Source organism: Micromonospora sp. DT201 (genome assembly GCF_049841575.1).
Taxonomy (GTDB): domain Bacteria; phylum Actinomycetota; class Actinomycetes; order Mycobacteriales; family Micromonosporaceae; genus Micromonospora.
In genome coordinates this window covers 242,812-256,548 of sequence record NZ_JBNCKP010000006.1, presented here as the reverse complement: position 1 = coordinate 256,548, position 13,737 = coordinate 242,812, and the positions used below count along the sequence as shown (strand labels likewise).

The 13,737-nt window shown below is 70.3% G+C and carries 15 protein-coding genes and 2 pseudogenes; 10 read left to right on the top strand and 7 right to left on the bottom strand.

All coding sequences use genetic code 11. The features are described from left to right. Nucleotides 1-17: 17 nt before the first annotated feature. The gene (locus tag ACLQ28_RS14530; protein ID WP_425686839.1) at nucleotides 18-1,142 is read right to left on the bottom strand and encodes an FAD-dependent oxidoreductase; all 1,125 of its coding nucleotides are present in this window, start codon (nucleotides 1,140-1,142) and stop codon (nucleotides 18-20) included. Between the two features lie 28 nt (nucleotides 1,143-1,170). On the opposite strand from ACLQ28_RS14530, the gene ACLQ28_RS14525 reads away from it, so the two are divergent. The 3 genes from ACLQ28_RS14525 (at nucleotide 1,171) to ACLQ28_RS14515 (ending at nucleotide 4,226) form a co-directional block, all read left to right on the top strand. Beyond that, complete coding sequence (locus ACLQ28_RS14525; RefSeq protein ID WP_425686771.1) at nucleotides 1,171-1,905, top strand: TetR/AcrR family transcriptional regulator; 735 nt, start codon at nucleotides 1,171-1,173, stop codon at nucleotides 1,903-1,905. Nucleotides 1,906-1,948: 43 nt separating this feature from the next. Next, nucleotides 1,949-3,304 (top strand): glycoside hydrolase family 6 protein, encoded by a 1,356-nt coding sequence (locus ACLQ28_RS14520; protein WP_425686770.1) that lies wholly within the window; start codon nucleotides 1,949-1,951, stop codon nucleotides 3,302-3,304. Nucleotides 3,305-3,371: 67 nt separating this feature from the next. Beyond that, the gene (locus ACLQ28_RS14515) at nucleotides 3,372-4,226 is read left to right on the top strand and encodes a DUF4253 domain-containing protein (protein WP_425686769.1); all 855 of its coding nucleotides are present in this window, start codon (nucleotides 3,372-3,374) and stop codon (nucleotides 4,224-4,226) included. Between the two features lie 26 nt (nucleotides 4,227-4,252). Here the strand turns inward: ACLQ28_RS14515 and ACLQ28_RS14510 are convergent, their stop codons facing one another. The 3 genes from ACLQ28_RS14510 to ACLQ28_RS14500 all read right to left on the bottom strand — a co-directional run bounded on the left by ACLQ28_RS14510 (nucleotide 4,253) and on the right by ACLQ28_RS14500 (nucleotide 7,263). Continuing rightward, nucleotides 4,253-5,443 carry an amidohydrolase family protein gene (locus tag ACLQ28_RS14510; protein ID WP_425686768.1) on the bottom strand — a complete coding sequence of 397 codons (1,191 nt, stop codon included), beginning with the start codon at nucleotides 5,441-5,443 and terminating at the stop codon, nucleotides 4,253-4,255. Between the two features lie 72 nt (nucleotides 5,444-5,515). Continuing rightward, a complete protein-coding gene (locus ACLQ28_RS14505; protein WP_425686767.1) occupies nucleotides 5,516-6,160 on the bottom strand; it encodes a response regulator in 645 nt (214 codons plus the stop codon). Beyond that, nucleotides 6,157-7,263: a sensor histidine kinase gene (locus tag ACLQ28_RS14500; protein ID WP_425686766.1), complete on the bottom strand. Its 1,107-nt coding sequence runs from the start codon at nucleotides 7,261-7,263 to the stop codon at nucleotides 6,157-6,159. Before ACLQ28_RS14500 ends, ACLQ28_RS14505 begins: the two co-directional genes overlap by 4 nt. Before the next feature lie 139 nt (nucleotides 7,264-7,402). Between ACLQ28_RS14500 and ACLQ28_RS14495 the strand changes: the two genes are divergently transcribed. The 5 genes from ACLQ28_RS14495 (at nucleotide 7,403) to ACLQ28_RS14475 (ending at nucleotide 11,016) form a co-directional block, all read left to right on the top strand. After that, nucleotides 7,403-8,008 (top strand): CDP-alcohol phosphatidyltransferase family protein, encoded by a 606-nt coding sequence (locus ACLQ28_RS14495; RefSeq protein ID WP_425686765.1) that lies wholly within the window; start codon nucleotides 7,403-7,405, stop codon nucleotides 8,006-8,008. Then, a complete protein-coding gene (locus ACLQ28_RS14490; RefSeq protein WP_425686764.1) occupies nucleotides 8,005-8,475 on the top strand; it encodes a VTT domain-containing protein in 471 nt (156 codons plus the stop codon). Before ACLQ28_RS14495 ends, ACLQ28_RS14490 begins: the two co-directional genes overlap by 4 nt. Continuing rightward, nucleotides 8,472-8,672, top strand: a complete 201-nt coding sequence (locus tag ACLQ28_RS14485; protein ID WP_425686763.1) for a hypothetical protein — start codon at nucleotides 8,472-8,474, stop codon at nucleotides 8,670-8,672. The genes ACLQ28_RS14490 and ACLQ28_RS14485 overlap by 4 nt, the downstream gene beginning before the upstream one ends. A gap of 74 nt (nucleotides 8,673-8,746) precedes the next feature. After that, nucleotides 8,747-9,445: an ABC transporter ATP-binding protein gene (locus ACLQ28_RS14480; protein ID WP_425686762.1), complete on the top strand. Its 699-nt coding sequence runs from the start codon at nucleotides 8,747-8,749 to the stop codon at nucleotides 9,443-9,445. Next, nucleotides 9,442-11,016 carry a DUF6297 family protein gene (locus tag ACLQ28_RS14475; RefSeq protein ID WP_425686761.1) on the top strand — a complete coding sequence of 525 codons (1,575 nt, stop codon included), beginning with the start codon at nucleotides 9,442-9,444 and terminating at the stop codon, nucleotides 11,014-11,016. Before ACLQ28_RS14480 ends, ACLQ28_RS14475 begins: the two co-directional genes overlap by 4 nt. A gap of 55 nt (nucleotides 11,017-11,071) precedes the next feature. Here ACLQ28_RS14475 and ACLQ28_RS14470 read toward each other — a convergent pair whose 3' ends face one another. The 3 genes and pseudogenes from ACLQ28_RS14470 to ACLQ28_RS14460 all read right to left on the bottom strand — a co-directional run. Further along, nucleotides 11,072-11,611 (bottom strand): hypothetical protein, encoded by a 540-nt coding sequence (locus ACLQ28_RS14470; protein WP_425686841.1) that lies wholly within the window; start codon nucleotides 11,609-11,611, stop codon nucleotides 11,072-11,074. A 22-nt stretch (nucleotides 11,612-11,633) separates the two neighbouring features. After that, nucleotides 11,634-11,765, bottom strand: coding sequence for a hypothetical protein (locus ACLQ28_RS14465; protein WP_425686840.1), 132 nt, complete (start codon nucleotides 11,763-11,765; stop codon nucleotides 11,634-11,636). Nucleotides 11,766-12,238: 473 nt separating this feature from the next. After that, a pseudogene (locus tag ACLQ28_RS14460) lies at nucleotides 12,239-12,424 on the bottom strand (glycosyltransferase); the annotation flags it as partial. A 131-nt stretch (nucleotides 12,425-12,555) separates the two neighbouring features. On the opposite strand from ACLQ28_RS14460, the gene ACLQ28_RS14455 reads away from it, so the two are divergent. Further along, on the top strand, nucleotides 12,556-13,272 hold the full coding sequence (locus tag ACLQ28_RS14455; RefSeq protein WP_425686760.1) for a TetR/AcrR family transcriptional regulator: 717 nt from the start codon (nucleotides 12,556-12,558) through the stop codon (nucleotides 13,270-13,272). A 186-nt stretch (nucleotides 13,273-13,458) separates the two neighbouring features. Further along, nucleotides 13,459-13,602, top strand: a pseudogene (locus tag ACLQ28_RS14450) (acyl-CoA carboxylase subunit beta); the annotation flags it as partial. Between the last annotated feature and the right edge of the window lie 135 nt (nucleotides 13,603-13,737).

Below are 13,737 nucleotides of genomic sequence, written 5' to 3'. Positions count from 1 at the left end.
GACCGCATCGCTCGTTGTCAGCCCGCGGACGCCGGCTCGGCGGGCTGCGCCGTGAAGAAGCGGACGATGTCGTCCGCTGCGGTCGGGGACAGCATCATCGCCTGGACTCGTGCGGACATCTCGGCGATCGGGTGAATCCTCGTGAACATCGCCTCTTCGTACGCCCGTATCGCCGAGTCCGGGTCGGCGGGGTCGGCGGCGAGGTGGCCGGCGAGTTCGGCCGCGTCGAGCATGGCCTGGTTGGCGCCCTCGCCGACCGGTGGCATGAGGTGCGCGGCGTCGCCGATGAGGGTGACGCCTGGCCGGCTGGACCAACGCGTGCCGATGGGCATCGTTTCGATCAGGCGCGGCGTCGGCGCGCTGTCGCTGGCCTCGATGAGTGCGGTGAGGTGGGGGTCCCAGCCGCCGAACATGTCCAGCAGGACGCGCTTACTGCGGTACGTGTCGATGGGGCGATCGTCTGCGCGTAGCGAGATCCCGACACGTAGGCTGCCGTCGCTGAGGCGTTGCGCCGCCAGGATCTGGCTCACGCCGACGCACCACAGGTTCCCGGGGCCGACCAGTTCGGCGAGATCGGGATGGCACCGGTCGACGTCTTCGATGTGCAGCTCCACGAGAGTTGCCACATAGGACAGCCCGACGTCGGTCAGCAACGGCCGGACGACTGAGCGCGCGCCATCCGCGCCGATGAGGATGTCGCAGTCGGCTCGCTGCCCTTCATGGAACGTCAGCTCCCAGCCCTCGTCACGTCGTGGTGCTGCCGCGACAAGCCGGTGCCGCCAGACAACCGCGTCGCTGGGGAGGGAATCGAGCAGAAGATCACGCAGTGCGCTCCGGTCGATCTCGGGACGCCCGGAGAACGAGCCAGGTTGCGGCTCGTGGTGCACCAGGGTCCGTCCGGTCGGGTCGACGATGCGATGTTCCTCGCCCTCGGGCCGCGCCTCTGACCGGAACCGGCCGGCGAGACCCGCCTCGGCCAAGGCATGCTGCCCCGACTCCGGGTGGAGGTCGAGCGAGCCGCCCTGCGGCCGCGCGGATCGACTTGCCTCGCGCTCGTACACCACAGCATCGATGCCGTGCTGATGCAGGATCCGTGCCAGCGTCAACCCGCCAAGGCCGCCACCAGCGATTGCGATTCGCATACTCACCTCGTTACCGTACACTGTCTTCGTGGATACACCGTACGGTAGCGAAGCGTTGCCCGTTTGGGAACGGCCCGAACCTCAGCCGCGAGCGGCGCCGGTGTCGTTGAGCCGCGAAAAGATCGCCGCTACGGCGATCCAGCTCGCCGACGCGCATGGCCTCGACGGCCTGTCGGTTCGCAAGATCGCCAAAGAGCTCGGTGCCGGTCCGATGCGGCTCTACGACTATGTGATCAACAGATCTGAACTACTCGATCTGATGGTCGACGTCGTCTATGCCCGGATCGCCGAAGTCGGCCAGCAATCCGCGTGGCGCGCCACGGTGCTGGCCATCGCCCACGCGACCCGCGATGCCGCCCTTGACCATGAGTGGTTCTCCGACCTGCTCGGCGGAAGGCCGCACTTGGGGCCGCACGCGCTCGCCGTGGGCGAAGCAACCGCTGCGGCGCTGAGCCAAGCCCCGGGCGTGCGTGACATCGACGATCTCCAGCGGGCCGTGGGTGCTCTCAACGCCTTCATTATCGGAGCGGTCCGCAGAGAGGTCACCGAGCGACGCACCGCCCGTTCCACCGGCACCGATGAAGCCGCCTTCCAGGCCAGCCTCGGCCCCTACCTCACCCGCATGTTGAAGACCGGCAGGTATCCCACCATCGCCCGGCTCGTCATCGACGGAGCCCACCTCAACGCCGAGGAAACCTTCAACCACAACCTGACCACCGTCTTGGACGGCATCACCAGCCGAGTGGTGCGGGATGATGGATGATAAATAGAAGTGCATAGCTTTATGGCTGGCGGGAGTCGCCACCATGACCATGCCACGTCGGGGACGCGTACCTGCCCAGGTGCGCCCGGTCCTCGCCGCCGCCCTGTCCGTCCTCGTCGTGGGGGTGCTCGCCAGCGCCGGTCCGGCCATGGCTGCCGATCCGCCGCACAGGGTGGACAACCCGTACGTCGGAGCCCAGGTCTACGTTAATCCCGAGTGGGCCGGTCGGGCCGCCGGCGAGCCCGGTGGCGACGCGGTCGCCGACCAGCCGACCGCTGTCTGGCTCGACCGGATCGCCAGGATCGGGGGAGGGGATGGGGTGATGGGCCTGGGTGAGCACCTGGACGCCGCCTTGGCACAGCACGCCGACCTCGTTCAGTTGACCCTGCACAACCTGCCGGCCCGCGACTGTGACCGGTGGGCACCGCAGGGTAAGCTGTCGATCGAGGACATCGCCCGGTACCGGACGGAGTTCATCGATCCGATCGTCGAGATCCTCGCTGCTCCCCGCTACGCCGATCTGCGGATCGTCGCCTTCGTCGAGCCGAACTCGCTGCCCAACCTTGTCGTCAACACCGGCAGCCGCTACACCGCCACCCCGGCCTGCGACGAGGTGCAGGCGCGCGGCACCTACCTGCACGGGATCGGGCACGCCCTGGCCCGGCTCGGCACGCTGCCCAACGTCTACTCGTACCTGGACATCAGTCACCACGGCGAAGTCGGCTGGCCGGAGGACTCCGGTCCGCTGACGGCGCTGCTGGTCCAGGCCGCGACCACCGCCGGCAGCACGATGGCCGACGTGCATGGCTTCGTCGCCAACACCGTCAACTACTCCGTGCTGCGCGAGGAATACTTCCGCGCCGACGATGTCATCAACGGCCAGCCGGTGTACCAGTCGAAGTGGGTCGACTGGAACCCGTTCATCGACGAGGTGCCCTACGCGCGACACCTGCGTGAACTGTTGACGGGGGCGGGTTTCTCCCCGGAGGTTGGTGTAGTGGTCGACACCTCTCGTAACGGCTGGGGCGGCCCGGGCCGACCCACCGGACCGGTTGCCGCGGGCGATGTGAACCGTTACGTCGACGGCAGCCGGATCGATCGACGGGCAGTGGTCGGCAACTGGTGCAACCAGGTGGGTTCCGGCCTCGGTCAGCGGCCAACAGCCGACCCGGCACCGGGCATCGACGCCTACGTGTGGGTCAAGCCTCCCGGCGAGTCCGACGGTGCCAGCGGCCGCCCGAACACCGGCCAGCCCTACGAGCCGATGTGCGACCCGTACTACGTTCCGCCTCGCAGCTCCGCGTACGACACTGGGGCGATGCCCGGTGCCCCGCCGCTCGGAGAGTGGTTCCCGGCGCACTTCCGTCAGTTGCTGGCCAATGCCTGGCCGCCACTGTGACAGTCATCCGGTCACGGGCGAGGACCACTCGACCAGACCCGGGTCGATGATCGGAGAGACTTTCAGCATGGGAAACGAGCTTGAGCAGATCGAAGCGGCTCTCGTCGGCACGCCACTGGCCGGCCTGCCGATCGGGCACGGACCGTCGGGCACCGTCCTTGTCGCCGACATCGACCCCAATCGCCTGCACGAGGCCTGGCAGGCTGCTGACACCCTGGTGCCGGTCATCGGACGCCGGCCGGTCATGGTCACCGACGACTTCGACGGCGCGCTGAGGATCCGGCCCGAGCCCGAGCCGGGTCCGTCGGAGTCGGAGCTACACGCGTTCGCCGAGGCCGCGAGGTCATCCGAACCCTGGCTGGCCTACCGCCACTACAGCGAGGACCAGCAGGCCGACGAGGGCGAAATCGAGTACTACATGTCTGGCGTGGCCCGGGTCGACCTGGCGGCCCTGGTGGCGGATGTGGTACTGCCGACTCCGCGTCCGGTGCTGGAGCGGGCGCTGTACGACAGGGTGCTCGCCGACGCCGACCTGCACGCCCGGGTGCTTGACAGCGTGCGGCTGGTGACGCAGATCGACTACTGGTACACGCCCGACAGCGTCCTGCTCATGTTGCTGCCCACCACTGACGTCCGCAGCTCGGGATACTGGATCGACTTTTACGGTGCGCTCACCCGGGAATACCAGCAGAGGCTCGCCGAGGTGCTGGCGCAGTGGCGTCACCGGTGGGACGCACGCCTGGTCGCGTCCTGGGGCACCATGCTGCAGTTTCAGGTGGGTCGTCGCCCGTCGCCGGGTGACGAGGCGTGGACCGCGGCCGGCCAGCTCAAGGCGCTCGCCCCGAACCTCGAACTGAGCCGGTGGGAAGTCGCTGTTGCCTTGCCCGCCGGCGACGCGTGGTTCGTGCACGACCGTCCCTGAACCGATGATCGACCCCACCGACCCGATCATCTGCTCACCGGGTCGCCGGCGCGGTACACGGCGAGCGGGCGGCGCAGTGCCGTGATGTCGCTCGTCGGGTCGCCGTCCACGACCAGCAGGTCGGCCTCGAATCCGGGGCGGACGCGGCCCTTGCGCTGCCCCAGGCCACATACTTCGGCGCCGATCGAGGTGGCTGCGGCGAGGGCGGCTGTGGCGGGGATGCCGCACGCGACGTACTCGATGAGCGTCTCTGGCAGGATCCCGTGCGGCTTCGCGGGGCCGAGGCCCGCGTCCGAACCGGCCACCAGGCGGACCCCGGCGCGGTGCAGGGTGGCGGTGCCGTCGCGCAGCGTGGCCGCGCTGAGCCCGGCCCGCGCCGCCATCGCCACCACCTCCGGCGGCGTGACCACGGCCGGGTCGGTGCCGAGCGTGGCACAGACCGCTACTCCGGCTGCGGCAAGGCGGCCCGCGAGCTCGTCGGGGACGTGGGCACCGGTCGCGGTCACGCACGTGCAGTGCTCGATGCCCTCGATGCCGACGCGCAGCGCCTGTTCGACCGCGCTGAGCGCGTGCGCGTGCGCGGTCACCGGCAGGCCGAGATCGTGCGCCTCGGTCAGCGCGGCGGCCAGCTCCTGGTCGGTGAACTCCGGCTGGGTGGTGTCGGTGCCGGGGGTGAAGACCCCGCCGCTGGCCATGACCTTCACCAGGTCGGCGCCGGCCGCCGCCCGCAGGCGCACGGCCTCGCGGATCCCGTGGACGCCGCTCGCCTCGCCCCCCAGCGACCAGCAGTGCCCGCCGACGCTGGTGACCGGTGCGCCCGACCCGACCACCGTTGGTAGATCGTCGCGTACCTCCCGGTCCCGCCATCGGAGCACGACGTCGCGCCGGTCGCCCAGGTCCCGGACGGTCGTAACGCCAGCCGCCAGGTGCGCGCGCAGGGACGCCTCGATGACCGCGTCGAGGTCGGTCTCGGGACGCTCGGCGAGCCGGCCGAGCGCGTCCGGCCCGGCATCGGCGCACAGGTGCACGTGCGAGTCGATCAAACCGGGCAGCAGGGTGCCGTCCGGCGCCTCGCGGACCAGCCAGCCTTCCGGCGCCTCAGCCCAACCCTGGTGCACGTCGGTGATGCGACCGTCGTCTAACAGGACCAGCACCCCGCCGTCCACGAGCCGCTCGCCGTCGAACATCCGCGCCGTCCGGACAGCATGCTTCGTCATCGGCCCTCCCCGTCGAGTGGAAACATTCCGGCCAGACTCTCAGCTGACGGCGCTCCGCCGATACGTCTGGCCTCAGGAGAGGCCGGCCTGGATGGCCAGAATGGCGGCTCGCACGCGGTCGCGGCTGCCGGTCTTTGCCAGCACGTTCGCGACGTGGGTCTTGACCGTGCTCATTGACAGATGAAGACTTCGCGCGATCTCGTCGTTGTTGAGCCCGGCACCGATCAACGTGAGCACGTCGATCTCGCGCGCGGTCAGCTGGTAGGCGGCGAGGTCCACGCGGGTAGCCGGGCCGGTCGACCGCACACGTTCGAGAACGGCGCCGGTGATCTCGGCCGAGAGGATTGCGCCGCCGGCCGCGACTGTGCGCACGGCGGACATGAGGTCCTGGGCAGTGCTGCGTTTGAGGAGGAACCCACGCGCTCCGGAGGCGATGGCGTCCAAGACGTATGCATCATCGTCAAAGGTGGTGACGATGATGACGGCCGGGGCATGAGGAATCGCGGCCAGCTCCCGGGTGGCTTGGAGGCCGTCCAGGACCGGCATGCGGATGTCGACGAGGGCGACGTCGATGCGGGGATCGAGGCGGACGGCATCGAGAAGCTGCCGCCCGTCCGCGGCTTCGGCTGCGACGTGGATGTCCGGCTGGGAACGCAGAATCTGGCTGAAGCCGTCGCGGACCAGATGCTGGTCGTCGGCGATCACGACACGGATCATGGCTTCACCACCGGCAGGATGACCTCCAGGACCGTACCGCCGCTGGGGCGCTGGTCTACGTGAGAGCTGCCGCCGAGCGCCCGCGCCCGTTCCTCGATGCCAAGCAGCCCCGAGCCGCGCGTTACGGCCTGGGGCGGACCGACCCCGTTGTCGCTCACCCGCAGCCGGGCATGGCCGTCGACGCGGATCAACTCGACCCAGGCGGTTGTGGCGTGCGCGTGGCGGGCGATGTTGGTTATCGCCTCCTGCGTGATGCGGTACGCCGCCAATGCGCCCACCTCGTCGAGCCCTGGCTCGGCGTCGAGACGGACGTGTACCGCTACGCCCTGCTGGCGCAGCGGCTCGGCAAGCAGCTCGTCGATGTCGGACAGGCGCGGCGGGGCGCTCACGACCACCGGCGCGTCCGGGTTGCGGAGATGCACGACGAGCGTATCGAGCTCGCGTAGGGCGGTGCGGCCGGTGTTCGCGATCGCCCGCAGCGCCACTGCCGGGTCGCTGCTGAACTGGCCGGCCTCAGCCTGGACCACCATTGCGGTGACGTGGTGACCGACCACGTCGTGCAATTCGCGGGCCAGGTTGGTGCGCTGTTCGAGCCAGGCAGCCTGGTCACGTAGCTCGGTCGTCTCCCGGGTGAGGGCCTTGCCGCGTGACCACGAGCGCATCAGGACGGCAAGGAGGTAGCCGGCCGCCACGAAGACGAAGGGCTGTTCGTAGAGCCCGCGATGGTTCAGCAGAGCGATGGCGAGGGCACCGGCGGCACCGGCCAGACCAGCGGCCCATCCCACCGATGGTCGGCGGGCAGGATCCTCGCAGGTCGAGACGAAGACGAAGCCGGCCGCCGCGAGGCCCAGCTGAACCGACTCGCCGGTGCTCACCAACGCCACGAACCCGGCGCAGGCCGCGAAGACCAACGCCCGCTGGCTGGGAGGCAGGGCCATGGCCGTGAGGGCGGCGGGCAGCACCAGCCACACCCAGCCCGCCGGTACGAGCACATCCTGGTCGACCGTCGTGACCACGGCTATGACCATCAAACCTGTCGCGCCGTACGCGAGCCGGCGCACTCCTTCGAGAGTGCGCACCCATTGCCCGATCGCGGTAACCACATGCACAGTCTCGATGATCCGCCCTGGGCCAGCCAGGTACCCAGGTACCAGCCGAACCGGCACCCTGGTACCGCAGTCCCGCCGAGGTCGGCACCCTGGTACGTTCCGCCGGGCGGCCCGAGAACCGCACGCTGCAGGGGTGACTCTCGTCGACTCCCGGCCCGCCCTGCAGCCCGCCCTGCGGCTCGGCCCATTCCTCACTGTCCCCAACTACATCACCATCATCCGGACGCTTGCCGCCGTCACACTCGGCATCGTCGCCCTCGTCGCCGGGTCCGTCGCCTTGATCGCAGTGGCGTACGGCATCTACTGGGTCGGGGACATGCTCGACGGTCTGGCTGCACGGTGGCTCGGCCAGGAGACCCGGGCCGGTGCCGTCCTGGACATCGTGAGCGACCGGGCCTGCACCGCCGTGCTCTGTATGGGCCTGGTCGCCTTGATGCCCGGCGTCTCGCTGGTCGCCATCGTGTTTCTGCCATCGTTCATGGTCCTGGACACGATGCTGTCACTGGTGTTCCTGTGCTGGCCGGTGACCAGTCCAAACTACTTTTATGTCGTCGACCGGCGCGTATGGGCATTGAATTGGTCGCCCCTGGCCAAGGCGGTCAACACCGCCGGGGTCATCGGCGCCGTGGCAATTGGCCAATATGCCGTGGCAGTGACCATGGCATTGGTCGTCCTTCTGGTCAAGGTGTGGTCCGCCGTGGCGGTAGGCAAGCTGCTGAACCGGGACGGCCGGGCGTGAGCGGTGTCGTGGAGGCCGCAGCCGCGCTCGGATACGGTTTCGCCTCGGCCCTCGTCCCGGTCGTCAACGCGGAGGCATACGCCGTAGTCGCCGGGCAGCCGGGCCGGTACGCCGTGATCGCCGTGGTCGCTCTGGCGGTCGGGCAAACCGCTGGGAAGCTGCTGCTGTTCGAAGCCGCTCGTCGAGGAACAGGCCGATTGGCCCGGAGGCTCGCACGACGCAAGCAAACGGGGCGCGTGGCTGCCCGGGCCGCCCGGTGGGCCGAGCCCGTCCGGCGCTGGCTCTCGCGCCGCCGCACCGGTCTGCCGACGGTGTTCCTGTCCGCCTCCGTCGGCGTCCCACCACTCGCCTCCGTCAGCATCGCCGCCGGAACCGCCGGCCTGCGGCACTGGGAGTTCGCCCTGGCATGCGTGCTCGGACGTGTAGTCCGCTTCGCCATCTTCGCCCTGCCTGCGGTGCTTGCGTGACCCCGACCGCAACCGTGGCGGCCGGCCCGGCTGCCCACGCTGCGCGTACGCCCGCCGAGAGGCCGAGCGCTGGCAGCAGCTCACCGATGGACGGCCGGACGGTCGTCAGATCCGGCTGGGGACGCAGCGACGACTACCGGACGAGTGACGTGGTGGCTCTGCTGAAGGCCCCGGATCGCTGGGGCGGCATCGCCTGAAGGGCCAATACGTGCGAAAGTACCCCGTGCTCACGATGCAGGCGGTAACCGTCGCTTATGGTGACCGGACGATCGTGTCCAATTTCTCCCTGGACCTTCCGGCGGGCCAGGCGGTGGCTCTTCGCGGGCGCAACGGTGCCGGAAAGTCCACGTTGCTCCGTACGGTCGCCGGGCTCCTGACGCCACGCTTCGGCACCATCCTGGTCGACGGCGAACCGGCGGACGAGACCCGGATCGGTTTCCGCCGCACGGTGTCGGCTCTTCTCGACGACGCCGTCTGGTACCCGTCGCTGACCGTCCGGGAGCACTTGGAGCTCGTCCGCCTGGTCGCCGGGCCACCGGTGCCCGGGTGGTGGACGCCGTCGGAGCTGGCGGACCGACTCGGCGTCAGCCCGGTCGCCGACGATTCGCCTGTGCGGCTGTCCTCCGGGCAGCGGCAGCGCCTGGCCCTGGCGATGACCTTCGCCCGCGGCAGCCGGCTGCTGCTGCTCGACGAGCCGGAACGGCACCTGGACACCGCCGGCCGTGCCGTGGTGGCCGACCTGGTCGGCGGATACCTGGAATTCGGTGGGGTGGTGCTGTCGGCCACGCATGAGCCCGCCATCGCTGCGGTCTGCCGCACGGTCGACATGGACGCAGCCGACACGGATGCCGTCGACACGGACCCGGCTGACACGGACGCTGCCGACAGGAGCCCGACGGCCAGCGGCCCGGTCGCCGGGCGGTCGGGCAATCCCGCGCCCGCCCGCACACGTCGCAAAAGCCGGCGATGACCACGGACACCGGCATGCGTACCAGCATCGCGTCCCCGACGCCTGCCAGCGCCCGCGACATCCGACGCTGGATCGCCGGGCTGCGGGCCCGGTCCGCGCGGCACGGGTGGGGCGGTGACGACGTCTACGTCGTCGTCCTGTCGGCGCTGTTCGCGGCGGCCGCAGCGGTGGCCTCGGTGCGGGCCGTGGCCCAGTTGGGCGGTGACGCCGGCGGCGCGGATGTGGCCCTCCTCGCCGCGACTGGCCTGGCCTGCGGCGCTGCGCTGCTCTGGGCCGCCGCCACGGCCGGCCCTCTCGGCCTCGCCGCGCCCACCCTGATGTGGGTGGCGACCGGCCCGGTCAGCCGGCGGTCACTGCTGCTACCACGCCTGGTCGTGGTGTTGCTGCTCGGCGCCGCGACCGGGCTGCTGCCGGCGCTGCTCGTGGCCCCGGCGTCGACGACCGTGCCGGCAATCGCGGTGGTCCTGGTCTGCGGTGCGGCTGCCGGAACGGCCGTCACTGCCGCGGCCGCCTGCGTCCAGACGATCGCGCGGGAACCGGCTTCGGTGCTGCGCGCGGCCGCCGCCATTACCGGTGCCGCAGCGCTGGCCGTCGCCGCGGCCCGCACCTGGGCCGACCTGGGGCGGTCCCGGCTGGTCCCTGATCCGCCGGTCGCCGTCGCGGCCGTGCTCGCCGCGGTCGCCGCGGTCGCCGTCGTCGGTGCGGTGCTCCGGCTGGACCGGCTCCGCCTGGAAGTTCTGTACAGCACCGCCGCATCAACCGCTGCGGTCACCGGGGGCATCGTCACCGCCGATCCCGGGCTGCTCGTCCGGGTCGCGGAGGCACGTCGGTGGCGGCACAGCCGGCTCCGGGGCCGGTTGTCGGCGGCCACCGGCGCGCGTGCGCTGGCCGCCCACGACGTGCTGGCCCTGGTCCGGCTGCCGGGGCGGCTATGGCTGGTCGCGGCGCTCGTGGTGGCTCCGGCCCTCCTGGCCGACGTGTCCACGCGCCCGACCGTGCTCCTCGGCGGATGGCTGGGGGCGGCGATGCTCGCGGCCGGCCAGGCCACCGGCAACGTCCGGCACGAAACGGACCGGGTGACGCTGGTCCGGCTGCTGGGCCTCACCGAGCGGCGGCTGGTCGCGCACCGCGCGGTGGTGCCGTCCGTGGTGGCCGCCCTATGGGCAGCCGCTACCACCGGGCTGCTCGCCGCCCGGACCGGCGGCGATCCGATCGTGGGCCTCGCACTCGGGGCGGCAGCCGGCCCGGCGATCGCGGCCGGGGCGCTGCGGGCGGCCCGGCGATCACTGGTCCGACACGACTACCCGTTGATCGTCACGCCGATGGGCGTGGCCCCGAGCGGACCGATGCTGTGGGCGGTGCAGGGGCTGGATCTCGCTGTCATCGGCACGGTGCCGCTGCTGGTGGCGTTGGCCGCAAACCGCTTTGTCTGGTTGACGGTGTTGCTCCAGGCGGTGCTGTCCGGTGCGGTGCTCACCGCGTACCTGATGATGATCGGCCGCCGGACCCGGCCGACGGCCGGGCTGCGCGCTCTGCTGCAACGGGTGGTCACGGTCGTCTGGCGGCTGTGAGCCGCCTGTGGATCAGCGACGCGGCGCGCTGGGGACGAGCACACGCACTCCTCGGTCAGGGGCGGGAAGGCGCGGTCCGTGCCGCGTAGGACCGGGTGGCCAGGAACAGGCCGAGCCACCAGGGGATGAACTGGATGAGGCCGTAGACAGCGGTCCACGGGCTGAAGATCGCCTCGGGGCTGTCGAACTCCACGATGGTCACCACGACGGCGTAGAGCGAATACAGCAGCAGCAGGGCGGGGACCGTGTAACCCGGAATCACCAGCAGGCGCCGGGGCACCCGGCGACCGGCCACCATCGGCACCCACCGGGGGAACACCAGGCCCCACGGCCGGACCAGCGCCAGGGACATCACCGCGGGCAGGGCCGCCAGGATGCACAGCGCGAACAGGTACAAGCCGCCGCCGTCGGCATACCAGTCCTCGAACATGGCTTCGTTCGCGAACAGCGGCACCTTGAACGCCCACACCAGGTGCAGCGGAATGAAGCCGATCACCGCGGCGGCGGCGGAAGCGTACGCGGCGATCCGCGCGATGCGGCTCGGCGGCGGGACCCGGGACACGGCAGTGGATGGCCGGTGGGCGGTGTGGGTCATCGAGCTCCTTCGGTGGGGGACGTCAATGGAACGCCTTCTGCGGCAGCATCCGCCGGGCGATGGCCCGCAGCAGCGACATCCGGACCTGCCCGCTCGGCAGCCTGAGTCCGCCAGTGCCGGTGGGGGTGTCCATGTCGGTGAGGGTGCTGGCCACCAGTATCCGGTCAGTGTGAGGCCGGCGCGCCAGTCGCGAGGGCGAGGCATCACAGTGGGACTGATTCCATGGTGGATCGGCCAACCTGCGCGGGCTCGGCGTCGCTCGGCGGCCTGCCGGCTCTGCTTCGGCAGGCCCAGTTCGCGGCGGATCCGTGCGCAGGCCGGGTCGTATGGTGCCCGGGCGGCACGAAACAGCACTCCGGCGAGGCGGTTTCCCCACGATCCGAGACTGCGTGGAAGGCCGAGCATAGGCGGGTATGCGGCGCTGGGTTCCATGGGCTGCAGGAAGATCCCGGCGCTCGGCACACCGAGCCCTTCGGCGACATCGCAGGCGAAGGGGGCCACCGAGTTCACTAGCAGCAGGTCGGCTCCGGCCTGCGCCGCGGCGAGGGTGCCGGTGGCCGCCCGGTCCATGTAGTCGCGGAGGTCGTGCAGGTAGTCGCGCATCCGTCTGGCCGGGCTCTCGACGCTGGTCGAGGTCGGGTTGACGAGATGCCGCATGTCGCCGGGCAGCTCGCGGAACTCGCAACCTGCGGTGGTGACGATGTCGGCGTACGGAGCGTTCGCCGCAACAGCGACCTGGTGGCCGTGGGCTTGCAGGCGCGCACCGAGCCCGGCGGCGGGTACGACGTCACCGCGTGTGCCCGGTGTGACCATCAAGATTTGCATAGGTGATGTCTCCTCGCCGCGGGAGGACTTCGCGAACGCCGATCGCAAACTAGAGTAGCAGCCACGGAGGTTGCGAGCCTCAGCCTGTGGAAGGGACGTCGAACGCGGTGATGAGGCGGGTGGATCAGGCGATCTGGATGAGACCCGAGTCGATGCCGACCGGTAGGCCGAACGAACGCAGCCGCGCCGAGATCACCGCAGCTGCCGTCGCTATCGCCGACACTGACGGCCTCGACGCGGTCACCATGCGCCGACTGGCGTCGAGCCTCGCAACCGGCCCCGCTTCGTTGTACCGCTACGTGGCCAACCGTGACGAACTCATCGACCTCATGGTCGATTCCGTGGCCGCGGAGTACGAACTGGACCCGCCTAGCGGTGACTGGCTGGCGGACCTGGTCGGGCTCGCTCGCCAGACGCGTACGATCATGCGTCGCCACCCCTGGCTCGTCCCTTTGGTCACCGGGCAGCCGACCATGGGACCGAACTCGCTGGACCTGGTCGAACACGTCCTCGCCGTGCTCGACGACCATCCCGCCTCTGTCGGCACCAAACTGCAGGCGTTCGCCATGCTCAACGGCATCGTCGCCCTATTCATGCAGAACGAACTTGCAGGCGAGCGCCGCCGCAACGGCCAAACCATCGAGCAGTGGCAGGCGGCGCAGACCGCATACCTGCGACACATCGCGGCGCAGGGACGGCATCCACGCCTTTCCCAGGCCATGATGCAGGACCCGACCACAATCGTCGCTCCGGAAGATCCGCTGGACCTCCTGACCATGCGCATCCTGAAGGGCGCCTTGAATCCGGCCACGCCTACCCACCAGGGACCCGAGTGATGTCCCCTCCAGCTCGACGAACTCAGCCGCAGCTTCTCGTCGTGGTCAGGCGGTGAGCGAGCGGGAGCAACCCGTCGGGAAGTGCCTCGTTCGGTTCGGCGTCGATGCCCACGGTGATGACGACGTCCGCCTTGGCGAGCACCGCCCCACGGTATCCGGCACAGTGCGTGATGCTGCCGACCAGGCCGTTTACCCGGCGGCGTGGGCCGGGCGCTTGCCATCGGGGTGGTCGACGAGGTCATCCGCCCTGCGGACACCCGCCGCAGGCTGGCCGAAGCGCTCGCGGCGGCGCCTGCCGGGCGAGGGCAGCACGGGACCATCCCGCTCTGACCCGGCATTTCGTTACGTGGTCCCGCAGGATCTGGTGTCAGGGGTCGATGATCCCGGCTCGGGTTGCCCGGCGAGTGGACCGAGGGTCAGAGACCCGGTCGACGTTGCTCTATTCTTAGCTCCACGATGGAGCTG

Coding starts and splice junctions, on each gene's coding strand:
- ACLQ28_RS14530 (WP_425686839.1), bottom strand. CDS start 1,142: ATGCGAATCGCAATCGCTGGTGGCGGCCTTGGCGGGTTGACGCTGGCA.
- ACLQ28_RS14520 (WP_425686770.1), top strand. CDS start 1,949: ATGACCATGCCACGTCGGGGACGCGTACCTGCCCAGGTGCGCCCGGTC.
- ACLQ28_RS14515 (WP_425686769.1), top strand. CDS start 3,372: ATGGGAAACGAGCTTGAGCAGATCGAAGCGGCTCTCGTCGGCACGCCA.
- ACLQ28_RS14510 (WP_425686768.1), bottom strand. CDS start 5,443: ATGACGAAGCATGCTGTCCGGACGGCGCGGATGTTCGACGGCGAGCGG.
- ACLQ28_RS14505 (WP_425686767.1), bottom strand. CDS start 6,160: ATGATCCGTGTCGTGATCGCCGACGACCAGCATCTGGTCCGCGACGGC.
- ACLQ28_RS14475 (WP_425686761.1), top strand. CDS start 9,442: ATGACCACGGACACCGGCATGCGTACCAGCATCGCGTCCCCGACGCCT.
- ACLQ28_RS14470 (WP_425686841.1), bottom strand. CDS start 11,611: ATGACCCACACCGCCCACCGGCCATCCACTGCCGTGTCCCGGGTCCCG.